Consider the following 17,302-nt stretch of genomic DNA (forward strand, 5'->3'; position numbering starts at 1 on the left):
AAAGATCAAAGGAGCCGCCATGGGCATCCGCGCTGCCACGCTTTTTGCCGCCATCACCTCTGCCATATGCATGAGCTTCGCCGCACATGCATTTGAAACTTCTGCGAAATCTGCCATTGTTCTCGATCTTGGCACCGATCTGACCTTGATGGAAAAGAACGCGGATATGGCACTGCCTCCTGCGTCCATGTCCAAGCTGATGACGCTTAACATGACATTTGAGGCACTCGAGGACGGCCGCCTGTCGCTGGACCAGCTTTTACCTGTGTCAGAACACGCGCAGCAATATGGCGGCTCAACCATGTTCCTGAACACCCGCGATCGCGTGTCGGTCGAGGACCTTATTCGCGGTGTCATCGTTTTGTCTGGCAATGACGCGTCCGCGGTGTTGGCCGAGGCGATCTCCCCCGATGGCACGGAGCGGGGCTTTGCCCAGATGATGACCGAGCGCGCGCTGGATCTGGGAATGACCAATTCCACCTTTGCCAATTCCAATGGCTGGCCCGCGCCGGCCCAACGGATGTCCATGCGGGACTTGGCCGTACTGGCAAAGCGTCTGATCGTCGTTTTTCCGCAGTATTACGGCTATTTTGCTGAAACCGAATTCGCGTTCGACAACCGTGCGCCTGACAACCGTTTCAACCGCAACCCGCTGCTAAAACTCAACATCGGTGCGGACGGGTTGAAAACCGGCCATACATCCGAGGCAGGCTACGGGTTGGTCGGCTCTGCCAAGCAGGGCAGCCGTCGGATCGTCTTTGTGATGTCTGGCCTTGGCACGCAGCAAGAACGCGCCTCAGAGAGCGAACGCATCACCAACTGGGCCTTCCGTCAATTTGCAGAACAGCAACTCGCCGAAGAAGGCGTGATCATGGCTGAAGCCGAAGTCTGGATGGGCTCTGCTGCCAAGGTTGGCATGGCCGCGACCACAGACATCAAAGTGCTGGTGCCAGTGCTAAAGAAAGACGGCGTCACCGCAAAAATTACCTATCAAGGCCCGCTGGAAGCCCCGATCAACGCGGGTGACAAAGTCGCCGAACTCATCGTAAGTGTTCCCGGAATTGGCGACGCTACTCACGATCTGGTGGCCACAGAAACGATCAGCTCCGGCGGATTTATGGTGCGCATTCGAACCGCCGCTACTGTGCTGTTCCGCCAGCTCACCGGTCAGGCAGCGACCCTCTTTTGACCGGGCTGTTTCTAACATTCGAGGGCATTGACGGCTCGGGCAAATCCACCCAGTCGCGGCTCTTGGCTGGCCATTTGGAGGCCGCAGGAAACGAGGTCGTGCTCACTCGCGAGCCGGGTGGCTCCCCCGGTGCGGAAGACATTCGCCGCCTCCTCGTCGAAGGTGAGCCAGGCCGCTGGTCCGCCGAAACCGAAATCCTGTTATTCACCGCCGCCCGCCGCGATCATCTGGAACGGCTGATCAGCCCAGCCCTAGAGGCTGGTAAAATCGTTATCTGCGACCGCTTCGCCGACAGCACCCGTGTCTATCAAGGCGCAACCCGCGGCGACCTGCGCGCAACGGTTGATGCGCTGCATGCCCGAATGATCGGTCGCGAGCCGGATCTGACGCTGATCATCGACATGGATCCAGACATTGCACTGGAACGCGGGCTAGCCCGTGGCTCTGGCGAAGACAGGTTTGAAGATTTTGGCGCTGAGTTCCAACACAAGCTACGCGCTGGCTTCCTTGGGTTGGTGCAGGATTTCCCAGACCGCACCCGTGTCATTGATGGCACCAAGGGTGCGCTCGACGTCGCAAAGGAGATCGCGTCTATCGTCGATGCATATCTGGCGGCACAGTCATGACCGACGACGCCCTGCCGCAATCAGACCAGATCGACGGTGCCCCCCATCCACGGGAAACCGCGACACTGGTAGGCCAGCATTTGGCAGAGGAAAACTTTCTCGAAGCCTTCAATGGCGACCGGTTGCATCATGCTTGGATGATTACCGGCCCGCGCGGTGTGGGTAAGGCCACGCTGGCGTGGAAGCTCGCCAAATTTTTGCTGGCCAACCCGCCAGTCGATGACAACGACATGTTCGGTGCCCCGCCTGCCCCCACCACGCTGGACACGGACCCGAACCACCCCATCGCTGCCCGAATGGCCGCCGGAAGCGAGCCGGGGCTGTTCGTGCTCAAACGCCCCTATGACGAGGACAAGAAAAAGTTCAAACAGCAGATCACCGTGGATGAGGTTCGCAAGCTGAAGGGCTTCTTCTCGTTATCTGCCACTGAGGGCGGCCGACGCATCGTTATCGTCGATGCCGCTGACGACATGAACGTCTCCGCCGCAAACGCGCTGTTGAAAGTGTTGGAAGAGCCGCCGGCCGACGCGCTGTTGTTCCTGATCAGCCACCAGCCTTCGCGCTTGCTGCCCACGATCCGGTCGCGCTGCCGCGAATTGCGCTGCGTCACGTTGGATGCCGACCACATGTCAGCGGCACTGGTTGCCACCGGCGCGAATGTTGGCCCCCACAGCGCGGCGCTGGCAGAACTCTCCGGTGGATCCGTCGGAGAAGCGCTGCGGATGCTAAACCTTGGCGGGCTAGAGGTCTACGCGGACCTTGTCGCCCTCGCTGCCAGCTTCCCCAAGCTCGACCGCACCCTCATGATCATGCTTGGCGACAAAGCCGCCGCACGCGGTCAGGAAGCGCGCTACGAATTGATGCTGCGCCTTGCAGATGTATTGCTGGCCCGACTTGCGCGGGCGGGGCTGGGCCAATCCCAAAGCGAAGCCGCACCGGGCGAATTGGCGATGCTTGCCCGCCTGTCACCTGATGCGAACGCTGCGCGCGCATGGGCCTCCGTGTCGGCAAATATCTCCGCGCGGGCGCAACACGGGCGTGCGGTGAACCTTGACCCTTCCGCGCTGGTCATTGATATGGTTCTGGCAATGAACGAGGTGGCTGCGAAAACCGCGGCCTAAAGAGGCCGAGAATGAGCACGCCCCAGATTACCGACAGCCACTGCCATCTCGATTTCCCTGATTTCGACGGCGAGCTTCCAGACATCATCTCCCGCGCACATGAGGCCGGAGTGACGCGCATGGTCACCATCTGCACGCGTCTGCGGCTGGAACCCCAAGTCCGCGCCATCGCAGAAGCCCACCCGTCCATCTATTATGCCGCAGGCACCCATCCAATGAGCGCCGCGGACGAGCCTCTGGCGACGATAGAAGAGCTGATTAAGCTGGCCGAACATCCCAAGTTTGTGGGCATTGGCGAGACCGGTTTGGATTACCACTATACCGCTGAAAGCAAAGATATTCAGCAAGAAAGCCTGCTGGTGCACATCGAAGCCGCGCGGCAAACCAAGCTGCCGCTGATCATCCACGCCCGCGCTGCGGATGACGACATGGCCCGCATTCTGACCGACGAACATGCCAAGGGCGCGTATTCCTGCGTGATGCACTGCTTCTCTTCGTCGAAAGAGCTGGCATTGGCCGCGCTTGATCTGGGCTTCTACCTGTCCATGTCCGGCATTGCCGCCTTCCCAAAAAGCCAAGAGCTGCGCGACATCTTCGCCGCTGCACCGCTTGATCGCGTTCTTGTGGAAACAGACAGCCCCTACCTTGCCCCGCCGCCCTATCGCGGCAAGCGCAATGAGCCGGGTTATACGGCCCATACCGCCAAAGTCGGCGCGGAGGTCTTTGGCCTCGACTATGCCGAATTCGCCGCCCAAACGCAGGCCAATTTCGAACGCCTGTTCTGGAAAGCCGCATGAAGCGCCGGTTCACCATATTGGGCTGCGGCTCGTCCGGCGGGGTTCCGCGCCTTGGCGGACACTGGGGCGATTGTGATCCAATGAACCCGAAGAACCGCCGCCGCCGCTGCTCCCTTCTGATCGAACAGATCGGCCCTGACGGAACAACCACTGTGCTGATCGACACGTCTCCCGACCTGCGTTCACAGCTTCTGGACGCCAATGTTGGCCGCTTGGACGGGGTGGTTTACACCCATTCCCATGCCGACCATGTGCATGGCATCGATGACTTGCGAATGATCGTGTTCAACATGAAGGAACGGCTGAAGGTCTGGGCTGACGGTGACACAACCGACAATCTGATCTCGCGCTTTGGCTATGCTTTCGTGCAGCCTGAAGGCTCCCCCTACCCGCCGATCCTGACCCTGAAGTCGATTAAGGGGCTCATCGAAGTGAAAGGCCCCGGTGGAACCATCCCGCTGGCACCGTTCAAGGCCAATCACGGCACCATTGATTCTCTCGGCTTTCGCATTGGCGGGTTGGCTTACTTGCCCGACGTCGCAGATTTCTATGACGAGACATGGGCCGCATTACAGGGCCTGGACTGCTTTATCATCGACGCGCTGCGCCGCACGCCTCATCCAAGCCATTCGCATCTGGCCAACACGCTTGCTTGGATCGAAAAGCTTTCGCCGAAGAAGGCCGTGATCACCAACATGCATATCGACCTCGACTACGCGACACTGGAGGCCGAGACGCCGGAACACATCACACCTGCCTATGACGGAATGACGATCGAGTTCGACGTCTAGATGGGCGCGTTGCTCGACGTCATTCTTCCGGTTTTTCTGGTTATCGGTGCGGGGTACGTCGCCGTCAAACGTGATCTGTTTTCCAACGAGGGCGCGGATGCACTTATGAAGTTCACCCAGAGCTTTGCAATTCCCTGCCTTCTGTTTCGCGGCATCTCGGAACTGGAGCTAGGTGCCTATTTCGAGCCACGCCTGCTGACCTCATACTATGTTCCTGCAATTGCTGGCTTCAGCCTTGGCACCTTGGGCGCACGGCTGATCTTCGAGCGGCCTTGGGAGGACAGCATCGCAATCGGTTTTTGCTGCCTGTTCTCCAACGCGGTGCTGCTTGGTTTGCCGATCACAGAGCGCGCCTACGGCCCCGACTCTTTGTCACCCAACTACGCGATCATCGCAGTCAATGCGCCGATTTGCTACGGCATCGGCATCACCGCGATGGAAGTTGTGCGCAACAAGGGTGGCGGGTTGTGGCACACCGCAAAGGCGGTTTGGCGGGCGATCACCCATAACGCGCTCATCATCGGCATTGCGTTGGGCTTTGTGGTCAACATCACCTCCCTGCCCTTGCCCGGCGTGCTGACGGATGCGATTGATCTGATGATCCGCGCGGCGTTGCCTGCGGCGATCTTCGGACTGGGCGGCGTTCTCGCCCGTTACAAATTGGAGGGCGACACAGGCCCCGTTATCATGATCTGCGCACTGATGCTTGTGGTTCAACCCGGCCTGACATGGCTAATCGCGGGCGCGGTAGGCCTAACGACAGGTGCGTCGCGTTCGGTAATTCTGACAGCGGCGATGGCACCCGGCGTGAACGCATATGTCTTCGCCAACATGTATGGCGTCGCAAAACGGGTCGCGGCCTCGGCGGTGCTAATCTCGACCGCGCTGTCGGTTCTTACGCTATGGGTTTGGCTGGCTCTTTTGCCTTAGCATAAGACCGCAGCAACACTTGCGCTTCGTGATCTTGAAGCGGCGGGAAAGCGAGCTTGTCCTTGCTCGGTCCCGAGACCGCCGCCTTCGGATCGGTTTGCGCACTTTCTACCGGAACGCGTTCGGCAAAGATGATGTGATGGGCGTCAAAGCCCAGATAGGCATAGCCTACCATACCGCCAATATCGCGGGTCACGTCGACACCGTTGACGAAATCGCGGGCCGCTACCAGCACCTCCCATTCACCAAACAGCAAATCGGCCTGCCATCCGGCAAAGCGGATACGGTGGCCTGCGGTGACACAAAGATCGTGTTCATTGTTCAGTGTGCCCGCTTTGAACCGGATCGGGGCGTCGTCGTCCAACGCCTCGAACCGGCGGACACCTGTAGCGCGGATGGGTTGTGCGCCGTGATCAAGCGTCTCGACCAGATCGCCGACCTTGAGGTCCTGCACCAAACGGTCCCCCAGCGGCGTCAGAATATGCGTGCCAAGTGCGAAACACGGCTTCAACGCACGTCTGCGCGAAACAGAAAGTTCAGACTGCGGCGAAATATAAACCTGATGGCGAGACATAAAATTAATCCGAAAAATACTGTCAGCCCGAAGCGTAAGATCAAACTTTGTCTCAAACCTGACAGAACAGCCGTCAAGCATGTCAAATCAGGGGCAAATCCCGCCATCACAGAAACGATGTGTTTCCATAGTTGGGTATCTCAAAAGTGGCGGCGCGCAATGCAGCGGGTGAGCGGTCTGTTGCCGATGAACAGATCATCTGAGCATTCCCATGCGGAGGCTATAGGTGAAACCACTGCATTGAGGTATGATGAACCGCTCTTAACGCTAAGGTAATTTCATGACCAATTCCCCCATTTCCCGCCAAGTTTACTTGGCTCTGCCAATCTTATTTTCGTCTTTGATCGCGCCGATCGCGGCAAGCGCCCAAGGCTATCCGACATATGGTCGTGATCCGCGCGCCGAAGCGCTCGGTGCCATCGTCGGCTCCGATCTCAAGACTTTCCGTGACGCGATTGCTCAGCGGCGCGGCCAGACGGGCCAGCCTTCAGTGCGTCAGGACGACACCAGCCTAACAGGCTCAAGCAGCCCATCTTGGGGTGGCATCTCTTCTGCTTGGGCGTCGGTCGATACAAAACGTCTGAGCGGCACCTACTCGGGCAACTCGTCTAACCTTGTGTTCGGGGCGGACGCCATCGTGGGCAATTCCCTGATTGTGGGGCTGATCGGCGGCTATAACCGCTCTTCCGTGGACCTCCCGAGCGGGCAGCGGGTAAAGGCTGACGGGTTTTCCGTGGGACCCTATTTTTCCGCCAGACTGTCAGACTCGCTCAGCCTCGATGGCTTCATCGGCTTCGGCAAGCCCGACTACAACATTGATGGCGGGCAATTCTCCGGCGAGAAGACCTTTGGCAATCTGACTCTGACCGGCAGCATTCCATTACAACGCGCACAGCTATCCCCCTTCATCAGCGTCGCCTCAGTGCGTGAAAAGCTGCCCGCTTTTACCAGCGTGCTGCCAATCGTCCCCTATGGCGCAACCGAGATCAAAAGCTTCGTGGCCACGATCGGCACAAACGTGAACTACAACCCGATCGACAAAGGCAATCTGACCTATCTGCCAACCGCAGGGTTCGAGATTGATTACGTCCGCAATGATGACGGATTTGGCAATGTCGACAGCTTCACCACCCCGCGCCTGAGCGGCGGTGTGACGATCATCAGCGACACAGGCGCTTTGAACCTTGGCGCAAACATCGCGCGCACGTCCGAGGGGACAACCACCGTCGGCGCGAGTGCCGGCTACTATTTCCAGTTCTAAGGTCTGACACGGTTAAAGGCGAAGCCTGCGGGCTTCGTCTCCATCAGTTTGAAATGTCAGAGAATGGTGCGGTCGGAGGCATTGTAGTCCTATACCTTAGTGTTTCACGGTGCATCACCCAGCGCTATAACTTCATATTTTAAAGGAGTTTGTTGTATTAGGGTGCTCCACGGGGCACCACCCTATACTATATGTAGAGGGTGGACCAGAAGGTGGGCTTTATGACGAGAGCATTGAACAAGCTATCAGCGCAGACAGCCAAGACAGCTAAGGCGGGCAAATATTCCGATGGCGGCGGGCTATGGCTTGCGAAGAATGACGAGGGCGGCGTCGCGAAATGGGCTTGGGTGCCTATCCCAGTGTATCGTTGAAAGAAGCTCGGCTTAATGCTGAAAAATGGCGTGGAGTTGTCAGGCAGGGCCAAGACCCGATCAAGCTACGAGACAAGCAGAACCGAGACGCGGCCCGCGACATGCACCTGTTGCAAGACGTGGCGCTTGATGCCTTTGAAAGCCGCAAGGCAGAACTGAAAGGTGATGGCAAAGCGGGTCGTTGGTTCTCCCCCTTGCAACTTCACGTCCTCCCAAAGCTGGGAAAGGTACCCGTTTCAGACATAGACCAACGCGACATCCGGGATACCCTCGCGCCGATCTGGCACACGAAAGCGGATACCGCCAAAAAGGCGATGGACCGTTTGGGCATATGCCTACGTCACGCGGCGGCGCTGGGCTTGGACGTTGATATGCAAGCCACTGACAAGGCCAAGGCCTTGCTGGGTAAACAGCGCCACACCGTTAAGCACATTCCCTCTTTGCATTGGCGCGACGTACCGACGTTTTATCAATCGCTCTCGGAGGGAACGGTGACAGAGCTGGCCTTGCGCTTGCTTACGGCAAAGAGCACACGGCAACGATGCAAGTGCCCCTCTAAGCGAGGATGGAACGTTTGCCGCCTGCATGGCGCTGAAGGTGGCGCGCCGTTTGGTACTGCGCATCCCAACTACCGGCACGGGATGCGTACAAAAGAGATGGAAAACGTTCGTCGTTTGACGTCGCTTCTTGGCAGGAAAGTGCGAGACACTATTGAAGTTGTAACGTGAAACTCTGGACGTGCAACGAAAGCCCGCTTCGAACCCACTTTACGGAATTTTCGCCTCCCAGTGAATTTCGGGCATCGGAAAGTCTAGGAAGCAACCCATAAAAATCGGCCTGAACCGGACCTATAATCAAGCTCAAGCCGGTCGTGGTGCGACAACGATCTAAGCCTCGACACTCGCAAGTTGAGGTAGCAGTTAGCAAACCTCAACCCCACTTCATGGAGCTCCCTTGACACTTCCAGCCAGTGGAAGCGCGTCACGGGTTTATAATTCTGATTTACTGTCTTTCGGTTCGCCATGCGAAATGTAGACTTCATCGGCGACAAAAGTAATGAGTTGATAGCGTGAACCGAGGCCCGATTTCTGGTAGATTTTACCAAGCTGAGATTTCACTGTCGCAACCGCGCAGCCCCGCATGTCAGCGATCTCGCTATTGGAAAACCCCTTGGCCACAAAAATAGCGACGTCAGCTTCTGCCCGTGACAGACCCCACTTGAGTGCGTTGCGTAAAATGACTGCCGTTTTCTCCTCTGGTTCTTCTACTCTAGGCGCTAATCGCTGCTTGAAATGATTGTCTGAGTAGGCCTTGGACAAAGCGAAGCTGACGCACGCTACGACTCCTGATAGCCCGAAGAACAGAGCAAAAAGCCCGAATACTCTCGTTAGGCCAATCGCGGCTAACGGGAAAACAAAGTACAAGACGCTAAAAGTTCCAACAATCCCAACTACTGTCACCAATACTATCCCTGAAAACCAGATACGTAGCATGAGTATGTTGACCTCAAATATTATCAGTAAGGCCTAATCTTCGACGCGATAGCGGTCAAACGATCAAGCTGCGCACCTTTTCTTCGCCATCGCTAAGAAAAGGTAATGCATTTCCAAACTTCTTGGTTTTCACAAACGAGTCGCATCTTTGAAAAAGTGTGTCGAAACTTGTGAGTTCCGCACTGTATGTCGAAACCATCTAAGCAATCAACAATTTATCAAACAGTTTTGCAAGTCCTTCGGCCGCTAAGATGATGGCATCAAAGGACTTTAAACCGATAGTTTACCAACCAGTCAAAAAGCTCAAATTTTTGCCGTATTTACACCAAATCATGGCCTCCATTCTCTGGGTTCATGGAGTCGCAGATAGAATTAGAAAAAACAGGAGATTGTCATGTTTCATTTGAAGAACACCAAGTCGCTGGCCGTGACGCTAGCCCTGCTCGCATCGCCAGCAGCCGCAATCGATTTAGGAGGCGGCGGTGGATTGGGCGGCGCTGTTGGTGGTGTTTCTGGTGGCGTTACGGAAACTGCCAGCGCAAGCGTCGGCGGCGTAGGCAGCGCAACAGAGTCGGTTTCTGGCAGCTTAGGTGGCAGCGATAGTGTTGCCAGCGTTAGCGAAACTGGCAATGTCAGTTTAGGAGGCGGGACTGTCGCAACCGAAACCGTAAATGCAACAATCGGCAACGGCACGACCCCCACAAATGTGACGGCGGAAGTGTGCGTTGGAAGCGCTTCATGTTCGCAACAGGCAACTTCTCAAGCACCAGTGGCCCGCTTGGCAACACGCGCAGCTAGCGGTGGGCAAGCCAAGAAATTGGTGAGGTTGGTTGCTAGCGACCTCGTCGGTATGGAAGTGGTCGCACGAGGCAACAAGGCTGTCGGTGTCGTCAAGGCTGTAAATTCCTTTGATAAGCGTTACGTCGACATTACAATTGCGCTCGATGCTGGGTTGTTCGACGAAGTGGCTGAGATCCGGATGAAGCTCCCGATGTCCAACGTGAGTTCAAGTGGGATAAGCTTGAATACCAGCGTAAGAAAAATCCGAAGATCGCTGTGATTGGATTTGAAGACTAGCAGCTACACTTTTTGAAGCTGACCGGATGGAACAACCGTCTGGTCAGCTTTTCCCATTTGACAGTAACCTTGGGCAAGCGGACACCGTAGGCTCAGCGCGTGTTTGGTCACCCAGTGTTCTTTCGAATACCTCCCCAGAACTGGCTTCAAAATCGCGATACCTGATTGCCGGCCTGGACAGTGTTCATGATCAATCTGAAATCAGACAAAAATCATGATAGCTGGTTCGGCACCGGGTTACGGGCATCGATATTCGATTTTAGTGCCGCTAAACGACCGCGACGCATGACTTTGTCGAAGTTCCGGTAGGAAGGTTGAGTGGCGACCAGCCCAAGTCGACGTCTATCGGCAGGCCTTACCAAGGCATGCGCCGCAAGGTCTTTTGCGAATAGGCTGATAACCTCAGTCTTACTTAGAGTGGGGCCAGTGATGCCAATTGGCGTGCTATCATCAAGTTCGTTGTAACGGTCATGGTACATGATGGTTCCTCACGGTAACTCAGAATTTAACGCGCGGCCGCAGCGGCCAGCTGAGTTAATCGTTGAACAAATCTCCCGTTCGTAACACGCCCTCGAGGGTGGAAAATCAGCGTTTCCACCCAAAGGAGGATGATCTTTAGATCTCTCTAATCCAGCCCTGTGAAGATCTGATCCAGTCCACCTTTGGGCCTTAGCTATCGTTCAAAAACCTGGCATCATACGTTGGTAGTAGAATGCGAGTAGCTACCCAAGGGTGGATTCATCTAAAGCATAAATTACGTCAGATTACGGTCACATCTCTGCCTGAAAGGGTGGCTACTCATGTTCCTTGAAAGGTAGCAATTATGATAGCATTCAACTCTCGGTGCATTGCAGTGCTTGGTACGGCCCTTGCTGTGAGTATCTCTGGGGCCTCGGTCGCCCAATCGCAAAGCCTTGACGCTATTGGATCGCAGGTGGTCAGGACTGAGGTCGCTGGCAAAAGCTACCAACATACAGTTCAGAAACTGCGCAGTGAGGGTTTTAAGATCGTCTCTGTCAAAAAATCCTTGCTCGGTCGCATCCGGGTATTGGCTCTCAAAAACAACAACCTACGCGAGATCATCATCAGCCGTTCTACGGGAGAGATTAAACGAGACGCTATTATCTCTAGTAGCGGTTCGACCCAAGTAGAAGAGAGCCAGACCAACTCTAGTTCGTCTTCTTCTGGAGCAAGCTTGAATTCTGAAGTTTCGGTAGGTGTTGGTAACGGTATTGGAGCCTCTGTCGGCACTTCGGGGGGCCTTACCGGGACAGCAGGCGGTGTTGTCGGAAATGTCGGTGGCGCAATCGAGAGCGCTATTGATGGGCTTGGGCTCTGAAATCTAACGAAAGAGTATGAGTTTCATGCCGGTTATTTTGTCAAATCGTTGAGTTGTAAAGGTAGGAAGGCATATGAGCTTGAACAATGTACGACCCTCTCTGCTTTTCATTTATGTCGCACTGATTTTTCAATCAGTCAGCGCTTTGTTCTTTCTTGGTGAGCTCTGGGGAGAAGTCCTTGGGTTGAGGTCGCGGCCTTTGCCGTGGAACATCCAGGAAATTATCCAAATATCGGCTAGTGTCGGACTGATCACGGGAGTTGTTGTAACCTCTGTCTTTCTACGTCGTAGCCAACAGCGTATTTCGGCACTCGACCAGCAGATTGCGAATGTATCAGGCAACTATCGCGCCTACTTGGAGACGCAGTTTATCAACTGGGGTCTTTCAGACTCTGAGCGCGAGATCGCAATTTTTGCAATGAAGGGCTTTTCGAATTCCGAGATCGCAGATCTGCGCGGCACATCGGCCTCCACGGTCAAAAGCCAAATGACTGCGATTTATCGCAAATCGAACTTCATGAACCGTCAACAGATCATTTCATTTCTCGTCGAAGAGTTGCTGGCGGGTGTCACGGTTGAAGAAAAGAAAACCAATGCAGCTGAGCTACCCCCCATTAGTTGGACGGTATCTGGCGTAAATTAAGCTACTCTTTGCACCTGCTGATCGGGGCTGGTTGTTTCGTTTCTCTGTCAATCGAACACGGCAGGTGGTTGACTGCCAAAGGCAGATAGCGGTCGCTTGTGATTATCAAACTCGATCCACTTTCTGACGCCAGCTTTAGCTTTTGGCCTGATCTGCCAAGCATGCAGATAGTCGCACTCGCATTTCAAAGACCGCCACAGTCGCTCGACAAAGATGTTGTCAAGAAAGAGCCCCTTCTCGTTTCGCCAAATCCACGTGCCAATCCTCTTCACTGGACGACGAACGGACAAGATTTCTAGCTCTGACGCTGACGGGATTGTACAAACGACATTGAGGTATTCACCTGTTCTGCATTGGGAATAGGGGAATGGTGGCAAATGCACTTGGTGGTCACGCCCAACCACCTGAACCAAGTCGCCCGCCCAAAAAATGACAGTTCGGCGGCATAGGTTGCACCGGACCGCGAGCAATCGGTTCGGGTTCGCCGCTTCTCGCATTCGGTGATTTCGGAGTGGGTTAGCTGATGGGCGCGCTGCTGGCATAGCTCAAAATAGAACATTGCAAGAACATCCTGCAAAGCACTTCTGAGATCAGGCATAACCCTCAGAGCGCGCTTACCACGCTTCAATTGGCACCCCCAAAATTTCAACTGATTGGAGCTAAAAGGGTGGCCTAGGCTAAAGTAAATCCGCTCAATTCATTGAATTAAATTAATAACTTTGGAAGATTTGGTGCGGTCGGAGGGACTCGAACCCTCACTCTTGTTACAGAACAGCGACCTCAACGCTGCGCGTCTACCAATTCCGCCACGACCGCAAAATCATAGGGATGTGGGCGGCGTTCTAGCCTGCCCCCCCGCCCTTGTGAAGCGCAAAAACGCATGGATTGAAAAAGGCCGGAGATGGTGTCCATCTCCGGCCTTCAATTTGTTGCGTGTCGGGTCGCTTATGGCTCGACCTTAAAGATTGGCAGGGCCGATGCGGGCTGCACCTGCGGAACGATTGCCGCGTTGCTTCCCAGCGAGAAGGACGCCTTGCGCAAAAGCGCGTTACGCTCTGGCTGACCGGGTGCGAAGACCGGTGTTGCGCCGTTCTCGATTGCCGTGAGACCCATGTCGTACCATGCCAGCGCCAGATCGGTCCGCTTGGACACGCCAAACCCTTGCGCCAAATGGTGGCCCATGAGCTCGGCATAGACCTGCTCACCCAGCACCGCCAAGAGCAAGGCAGAGCCGACGGCCACATCCATGTTATCCGTGCGATACCCGACCGAGAGGCAGATCTTTGCAGTGCCAGCCAGTTGGACCGGCGACATGCCTGTGCCCAAAACGAAGCCGGAAACGTCTTGCAACACGGCGGTGTGCGGTTTCAGTGACATGGCGGCGACATGCTCTTTCAAAGCAGGGCCGAAGCCTTCACATTGCTGCGCGATCTGCGCCGGTGTGAAGCCTTGGATTTTCGATGCCAGTTGCTCGCCTTCGGCGATGGCGTAGGTCCGCGCAAGGCAGAATTGCTCATTCAGGGCCAGATTGCTGTCCACCATGGTCTCAGTGGTCATGAAGCCGCCATTCGTCGACGTCAGCAACGACACCTGATTGCAGTGCGAGGCCAAAGAGACGTCAGCGGTCTGCGCCATGAAGCTTGGAAGCGAGCCCGTCTGCGGTGTGCCCAATGCAGCCGCCCCGGCTCCGGCCAAGGCCGTCACAGTGGTAGTTGTCGTGGTCGTTCCGCCAAGAACCTGAGGCTGCAAAACTTGCGGCTGCGGTGCCACGACAACGGTCGTTGCAGGCGCAGATGCCACGGCACCAGCCGTGGCGACGCCAGCGGCCTCGTTCCGGTAGCGGGTCAGAAGACCGCGTGGACCAGTTGGGCTGGCCGCGATCAGCTGACTTGTGGCCGCTCCGCCAGCAAGTGCGCGGTTATAGCTTTGCAGTAAGAAGTTCTTTTCGTAATCCGTTAGCTGCCCCGTGGCAGGATAGCCCATATGGGCCTGATAGTTGGAAATGGCAGCCCGCGAATTGCGCCCCAAAACGCCATCTGGCGTACCAGCCGGGAAACCGAAGTAGTTCAAAGAGGTCTGGATTTCACGGCGCTCTTGCCGGATGTAAGACGGCACAGCCGCTTTTTTCGGGGTGTAAGTTCTTTTCCGCACAACGCGTTTTTGTTTGCCTGCGTTCCGAACAATTGCGGAACCGACAACGCCCGCCACGATACCCGCAGCGAAGTCTCCACTATCTGCCGAAACACGAGTCGCTGGAACGGTCAGCATTGCCGCCGCAGCACAAGCCATTGTAATATTTTTAAAAAACATGCAATTCATCCTTAAACACAGCTAAATACCCTCACAGCGTAGCACGCCGAGCGAATTCGGGCCTAGAAAAAACATGCAACGTCTGGCGAGAGCCCTTTGAAACAAAGGCACAAACCATGGTGGACTGGATCACAACCGACGGCTTAACCGACTATGCGGAAGCAGTCGCGTTCATGGAAAACCGCGCTGACGCGATCCATCGCGGCGAAGCCTCAGAGTGCATCTGGTTGGTCGAGCATCCGCCGCTTTACACTGCCGGAACCTCCGCCAATGTCGCCGATCTGGTTGCACCCGACCGTTTCCCTGTCCACGAGACACGACGTGGCGGGCAATACACGTATCACGGGCCCGGCCAGCGGGTGGCCTATGCGATGTTGGACCTGAACCGGCGCGGACGCGACGTGCGCAAATACGTCCAGCAACTTGAGCATTGGGTGATTGCCACTCTGGCAGAGTTCAACGTCACGGGTCACATTCGCGAAGGTCGCGTTGGTGTCTGGGTCGAACGGCCGGACAAACCGCTCCAGCCCAGCGGTGAATTGGCCGAGGACAAAATCGCCGCGATCGGCGTTCGGGTCCGCAAATGGGTGACGTTTCACGGGCTGTCGATTAATGTCGAACCCAATCTGGAACATTTCAGCGGCATCGTCCCCTGCGGCATCTCGGAACACGGAGTGACCTCCCTGATCGATTTGGGTTTGCCCGTGACCATGGCCGATCTTGATGTCGCGCTCCGGACCCAGTTCGACACGGCATTCGGCATGGACGACTAGCTGTTTAACGCCAGCTCCCGCAGAACCCGCCTGCTGATTGGCGATAGGCTTGTGTCTTTGGTGCTCTGCCCCAACTGATGTCTAAGGACCATTTGCACAGCCGCCAACTTGACAGGTTGCGGCCTGGCTAACAGATAACGGATCTCAAAGGCTGGGCAGCCACCTGACATTCGCAGAAAATGCGACATTTTGCGCGTATAACAGGCGGTTGAAACATTGCCCCGCCCGCCTATCGTCTCTAAAACAGATGAACAATAACGGGGCGACTCTGCCCCGATCTTCGTGCAGGGACCAACAGCTCTGTGCAAAAACGAGTGGAAACGGGAGAATCGCATGGCCGACGCAGCCATCCAAGGGCACGACCACGACGAGCGGGGATTCTTCACCCGCTGGTTCATGTCCACGAACCATAAAGATATCGGGATCTTGTATCTCTTCACCGCCGGCCTGATGGGCTTGGTATCCGTCATCTTCACCGTCTACATGCGGATGGAGCTGATGGAGCCCGGCGTTCAATACATGTGCCTTGAGGGCGCACGCCTGACGGCAGCAGCCGTTGCGGATTGTACCCCGAACGGCCACCTCTGGAACGTGCTGATCACCGGCCACGGCATCTTGATGATGTTCTTCGTCGTGATCCCTGCCCTGTTCGGCGGCTTTGGTAACTACTTGATGCCATTGCAAATCGGCGCACCAGACATGGCGTTCCCTCGGATGAATAACCTGTCTTACTGGATGTATGTCGCTGGCTGTTCGCTGGCGGTGGCTTCCCTGCTGACCCCGGGTGGCAACGACCAGCTTGGCTCCGGCGTTGGCTGGGTGCTGTACGCGCCGCTGTCCACTTCCGAGGCAGGCATGTCGATGGACTTCGCGATTTTCGCAGTCCACATGTCCGGCGCATCGTCCATCTTGGGCGCGATCAACATGATCACCACTTTCCTGAACATGCGCGCGCCGGGGATGACCCTGCACAAAGTGCCACTGTTCGGCTGGTCGATCTTCGTCACCTCGTGGCTGATCCTGCTGTCCCTGCCTGTGCTGGCTGGCGCCATCACCATGCTACTGACAGACCGGAACTTCGGCACCACCTTCTTCCAACCTGAAGGCGGCGGCGACCCGATCCTGTACCAACACTTGCTTTGGTTCTTCGGTCACCCCGAGGTGTATATCATCATCGTTCCGGGCTTCGGCATCATCAGCCACATCATCGCGACCTTCTCCAAGAAGCCGATCTTTGGCTATCTGCCGATGGTCTATGCAATGGTTGCAATCGGCGCGCTTGGCTTCGTCGTGTGGGCGCACCACATGTACACAGTTGGCATGAGCCTGTCGCAGCAGTCCTACTTCATGATGGCCACGATGGTGATCGCGGTGCCAACAGGCATCAAGATCTTCTCGTGGATCGCCACCATGTGGGGCGGCTCAATCGAGATGAAAACGCCAATGCTCTGGGCCTTCGGCTTCCTGTTCCTCTTCACCGTGGGCGGCGTGACCGGCATCGTGCTGTCGCAAGCTGGCATCGACCGAGCCTATCACGACACCTACTACGTTGTGGCACACTTCCACTACGTGATGAGCTTGGGCGCTGTGTTCTGTATCTTCGCAGGCATCTACTTCTACCTGCCGAAGTTCTCGGGCCGCATGTATCCTGAATGGGCTGGCAAGCTGCACTTCTGGGCAATGTTCATCGGGGCCAACCTGACGTTCTTCCCACAGCACTTCCTGGGCCGCCAAGGTATGCCACGTCGTTATATCGACTACCCGGAGGCCTTCGCCTACTGGAACTACGTGTCGAGCTGGGGCGCCTTCTTGTCCTTTGCATCGTTCATCTTCTTCATCGGTGTTCTGTTCTACACGCTAACCAAAGGTCGCCGCGTGACAGAAGCAAACCCATGGAACGAATATGCTGACACGCTGGAATGGACCCTGCCCTGCCCTCCACCGGAACACACGTTCGAGATCCTGCCTAAGCAGTCGGACTGGGACAAAGGCCATAGCCATTAACCG

Annotated in this window: 18 protein-coding genes, 1 tRNA gene and 1 pseudogene; 14 read left to right on the forward strand and 6 right to left on the reverse strand. The window is 56.1% G+C overall.

The features are described from left to right. Positions 1–19: 19 nt before the first annotated feature. The 6 genes from BM352_RS14105 to BM352_RS14130 are packed head-to-tail and all read left to right on the forward strand — an operon-like array spanning position 20 to position 5,454. Complete coding sequence (locus BM352_RS14105) at positions 20–1,189, forward strand: D-alanyl-D-alanine carboxypeptidase family protein (RefSeq protein WP_090218013.1); 1,170 nt, start codon at positions 20–22, stop codon at positions 1,187–1,189. Continuing rightward, positions 1,186–1,815 (forward strand): dTMP kinase, encoded by a 630-nt coding sequence (gene tmk, locus BM352_RS14110; protein ID WP_090218016.1) that lies wholly within the window; start codon positions 1,186–1,188, stop codon positions 1,813–1,815. Before BM352_RS14105 ends, tmk begins: the two co-directional genes overlap by 4 nt. Beyond that, positions 1,812–2,936, forward strand: coding sequence for a DNA polymerase III subunit delta' (locus BM352_RS14115; RefSeq protein ID WP_090218019.1), 1,125 nt, complete (start codon positions 1,812–1,814; stop codon positions 2,934–2,936). The genes tmk and BM352_RS14115 overlap by 4 nt, the downstream gene beginning before the upstream one ends. A gap of 11 nt (positions 2,937–2,947) precedes the next feature. Beyond that, positions 2,948–3,733: a TatD family hydrolase gene (locus tag BM352_RS14120; protein ID WP_090218022.1), complete on the forward strand. Its 786-nt coding sequence runs from the start codon at positions 2,948–2,950 to the stop codon at positions 3,731–3,733. Beyond that, positions 3,730–4,524: an MBL fold metallo-hydrolase gene (locus BM352_RS14125; protein ID WP_090218024.1), complete on the forward strand. Its 795-nt coding sequence runs from the start codon at positions 3,730–3,732 to the stop codon at positions 4,522–4,524. Before BM352_RS14120 ends, BM352_RS14125 begins: the two co-directional genes overlap by 4 nt. Next, a complete protein-coding gene (locus BM352_RS14130; protein ID WP_090218027.1) occupies positions 4,525–5,454 on the forward strand; it encodes an AEC family transporter in 930 nt (309 codons plus the stop codon). On the opposite strand, the gene BM352_RS14135 is transcribed toward BM352_RS14130, so the two are convergent. After that, a complete protein-coding gene (locus BM352_RS14135) occupies positions 5,420–6,028 on the reverse strand; it encodes a Hint domain-containing protein (RefSeq protein WP_175500695.1) in 609 nt (202 codons plus the stop codon). The genes BM352_RS14130 and BM352_RS14135 overlap by 35 nt on opposite strands. 280 nt (positions 6,029–6,308) lie before the next feature. Between BM352_RS14135 and BM352_RS14140 the strand changes: the two genes are divergently transcribed. The 3 genes from BM352_RS14140 to BM352_RS19305 all read left to right on the forward strand — a co-directional run bounded on the left by BM352_RS14140 (position 6,309) and on the right by BM352_RS19305 (position 8,388). Continuing rightward, the gene (locus BM352_RS14140) at positions 6,309–7,289 is read left to right on the forward strand and encodes an autotransporter outer membrane beta-barrel domain-containing protein (RefSeq protein WP_090218030.1); all 981 of its coding nucleotides are present in this window, start codon (positions 6,309–6,311) and stop codon (positions 7,287–7,289) included. A gap of 221 nt (positions 7,290–7,510) precedes the next feature. Beyond that, positions 7,511–7,660 carry a hypothetical protein gene (locus BM352_RS19300; RefSeq protein ID WP_425434537.1) on the forward strand — a complete coding sequence of 50 codons (150 nt, stop codon included), beginning with the start codon at positions 7,511–7,513 and terminating at the stop codon, positions 7,658–7,660. 119 nt (positions 7,661–7,779) lie between these two features. Continuing rightward, positions 7,780–8,388, forward strand: a complete 609-nt coding sequence (locus BM352_RS19305) for a phage integrase central domain-containing protein (protein WP_425434558.1) — start codon at positions 7,780–7,782, stop codon at positions 8,386–8,388. A 261-nt stretch (positions 8,389–8,649) separates the two neighbouring features. Here the strand turns inward: BM352_RS19305 and BM352_RS14150 are convergent, their stop codons facing one another. Further along, positions 8,650–9,153: a helix-turn-helix transcriptional regulator gene (locus tag BM352_RS14150; protein ID WP_090218032.1), complete on the reverse strand. Its 504-nt coding sequence runs from the start codon at positions 9,151–9,153 to the stop codon at positions 8,650–8,652. 403 nt (positions 9,154–9,556) lie between these two features. Here BM352_RS14150 and BM352_RS14155 point away from each other — a divergent pair, with 403 nt between their 5' ends. Further along, entirely contained in the window at positions 9,557–10,213 is a 657-nt protein-coding gene (locus BM352_RS14155; protein WP_139229838.1) for a hypothetical protein, read from the forward strand. 229 nt (positions 10,214–10,442) lie between these two features. Here BM352_RS14155 and BM352_RS14160 read toward each other — a convergent pair whose 3' ends face one another. Further along, complete coding sequence (locus BM352_RS14160; RefSeq protein ID WP_090218038.1) at positions 10,443–10,709, reverse strand: hypothetical protein; 267 nt, start codon at positions 10,707–10,709, stop codon at positions 10,443–10,445. A gap of 344 nt (positions 10,710–11,053) precedes the next feature. On the opposite strand from BM352_RS14160, the gene BM352_RS14165 reads away from it, so the two are divergent. Next, positions 11,054–11,569: a hypothetical protein gene (locus BM352_RS14165; protein WP_090218040.1), complete on the forward strand. Its 516-nt coding sequence runs from the start codon at positions 11,054–11,056 to the stop codon at positions 11,567–11,569. Positions 11,570–11,642: 73 nt separating this feature from the next. Continuing rightward, complete coding sequence (locus tag BM352_RS14170) at positions 11,643–12,212, forward strand: helix-turn-helix transcriptional regulator (protein ID WP_090218043.1); 570 nt, start codon at positions 11,643–11,645, stop codon at positions 12,210–12,212. 47 nt (positions 12,213–12,259) lie between these two features. Here BM352_RS14170 and BM352_RS19310 read toward each other — a convergent pair whose 3' ends face one another. The 3 genes from BM352_RS19310 to BM352_RS14185 all read right to left on the reverse strand — a co-directional run bounded on the left by BM352_RS19310 (position 12,260) and on the right by BM352_RS14185 (position 14,522). Continuing rightward, positions 12,260–12,754: an integrase core domain-containing protein gene (locus BM352_RS19310; protein WP_090218045.1), complete on the reverse strand. Its 495-nt coding sequence runs from the start codon at positions 12,752–12,754 to the stop codon at positions 12,260–12,262. 187 nt (positions 12,755–12,941) lie between these two features. Further along, positions 12,942–13,028 (reverse strand) — tRNA-Leu (locus BM352_RS14180). 129 nt (positions 13,029–13,157) lie between these two features. Then, positions 13,158–14,522, reverse strand: a complete 1,365-nt coding sequence (locus BM352_RS14185) for a peptidoglycan-binding domain-containing protein (protein WP_175500697.1) — start codon at positions 14,520–14,522, stop codon at positions 13,158–13,160. 110 nt (positions 14,523–14,632) lie between these two features. Here BM352_RS14185 and lipB point away from each other — a divergent pair. Together lipB and ctaD are read left to right on the forward strand one after the other, a co-directional pair. Then, positions 14,633–15,295 (forward strand): annotated as a pseudogene (gene lipB, locus BM352_RS14190) (lipoyl(octanoyl) transferase LipB); the annotation flags it as partial. 333 nt (positions 15,296–15,628) lie between these two features. Next, positions 15,629–17,299, forward strand: coding sequence for a cytochrome c oxidase subunit I (ctaD, locus tag BM352_RS14195; protein WP_090218052.1), 1,671 nt, complete (start codon positions 15,629–15,631; stop codon positions 17,297–17,299). Positions 17,300–17,302: the final 3 nt, after the last annotated feature.

This window comes from Litoreibacter janthinus (genome assembly GCF_900111945.1).
Classification (GTDB): domain Bacteria; phylum Pseudomonadota; class Alphaproteobacteria; order Rhodobacterales; family Rhodobacteraceae; genus Litoreibacter; species Litoreibacter janthinus.

What these genes read in the sequence shown, in the direction of transcription:
- BM352_RS14105 (WP_090218013.1), top strand. Translation starts at nt 20, where the DNA reads ATGGGCATCCGCGCTGCCACGCTTTTTGCCGCCATCACCTCTGCCATA.
- BM352_RS14115 (WP_090218019.1), top strand. Translation starts at nt 1,812, where the DNA reads ATGACCGACGACGCCCTGCCGCAATCAGACCAGATCGACGGTGCCCCC.
- BM352_RS14120 (WP_090218022.1), top strand. Translation starts at nt 2,948, where the DNA reads ATGAGCACGCCCCAGATTACCGACAGCCACTGCCATCTCGATTTCCCT.
- BM352_RS14125 (WP_090218024.1), top strand. Translation starts at nt 3,730, where the DNA reads ATGAAGCGCCGGTTCACCATATTGGGCTGCGGCTCGTCCGGCGGGGTT.
- BM352_RS14130 (WP_090218027.1), top strand. Translation starts at nt 4,525, where the DNA reads ATGGGCGCGTTGCTCGACGTCATTCTTCCGGTTTTTCTGGTTATCGGT.
- BM352_RS14135 (WP_175500695.1), bottom strand. Translation starts at nt 6,028, where the DNA reads ATGTCTCGCCATCAGGTTTATATTTCGCCGCAGTCTGAACTTTCTGTT.
- BM352_RS14140 (WP_090218030.1), top strand. Translation starts at nt 6,309, where the DNA reads ATGACCAATTCCCCCATTTCCCGCCAAGTTTACTTGGCTCTGCCAATC.
- BM352_RS19300 (WP_425434537.1), top strand. Translation starts at nt 7,511, where the DNA reads ATGACGAGAGCATTGAACAAGCTATCAGCGCAGACAGCCAAGACAGCT.
- BM352_RS14150 (WP_090218032.1), bottom strand. Translation starts at nt 9,153, where the DNA reads ATGCTACGTATCTGGTTTTCAGGGATAGTATTGGTGACAGTAGTTGGG.
- BM352_RS14160 (WP_090218038.1), bottom strand. Translation starts at nt 10,709, where the DNA reads ATGTACCATGACCGTTACAACGAACTTGATGATAGCACGCCAATTGGC.
- BM352_RS14165 (WP_090218040.1), top strand. Translation starts at nt 11,054, where the DNA reads ATGATAGCATTCAACTCTCGGTGCATTGCAGTGCTTGGTACGGCCCTT.
- BM352_RS14170 (WP_090218043.1), top strand. Translation starts at nt 11,643, where the DNA reads ATGAGCTTGAACAATGTACGACCCTCTCTGCTTTTCATTTATGTCGCA.
- BM352_RS19310 (WP_090218045.1), bottom strand. Translation starts at nt 12,754, where the DNA reads ATGCCAGCAGCGCGCCCATCAGCTAACCCACTCCGAAATCACCGAATG.
- BM352_RS14185 (WP_175500697.1), bottom strand. Translation starts at nt 14,522, where the DNA reads ATGTTTTTTAAAAATATTACAATGGCTTGTGCTGCGGCGGCAATGCTG.
- ctaD (WP_090218052.1), top strand. Translation starts at nt 15,629, where the DNA reads ATGGCCGACGCAGCCATCCAAGGGCACGACCACGACGAGCGGGGATTC.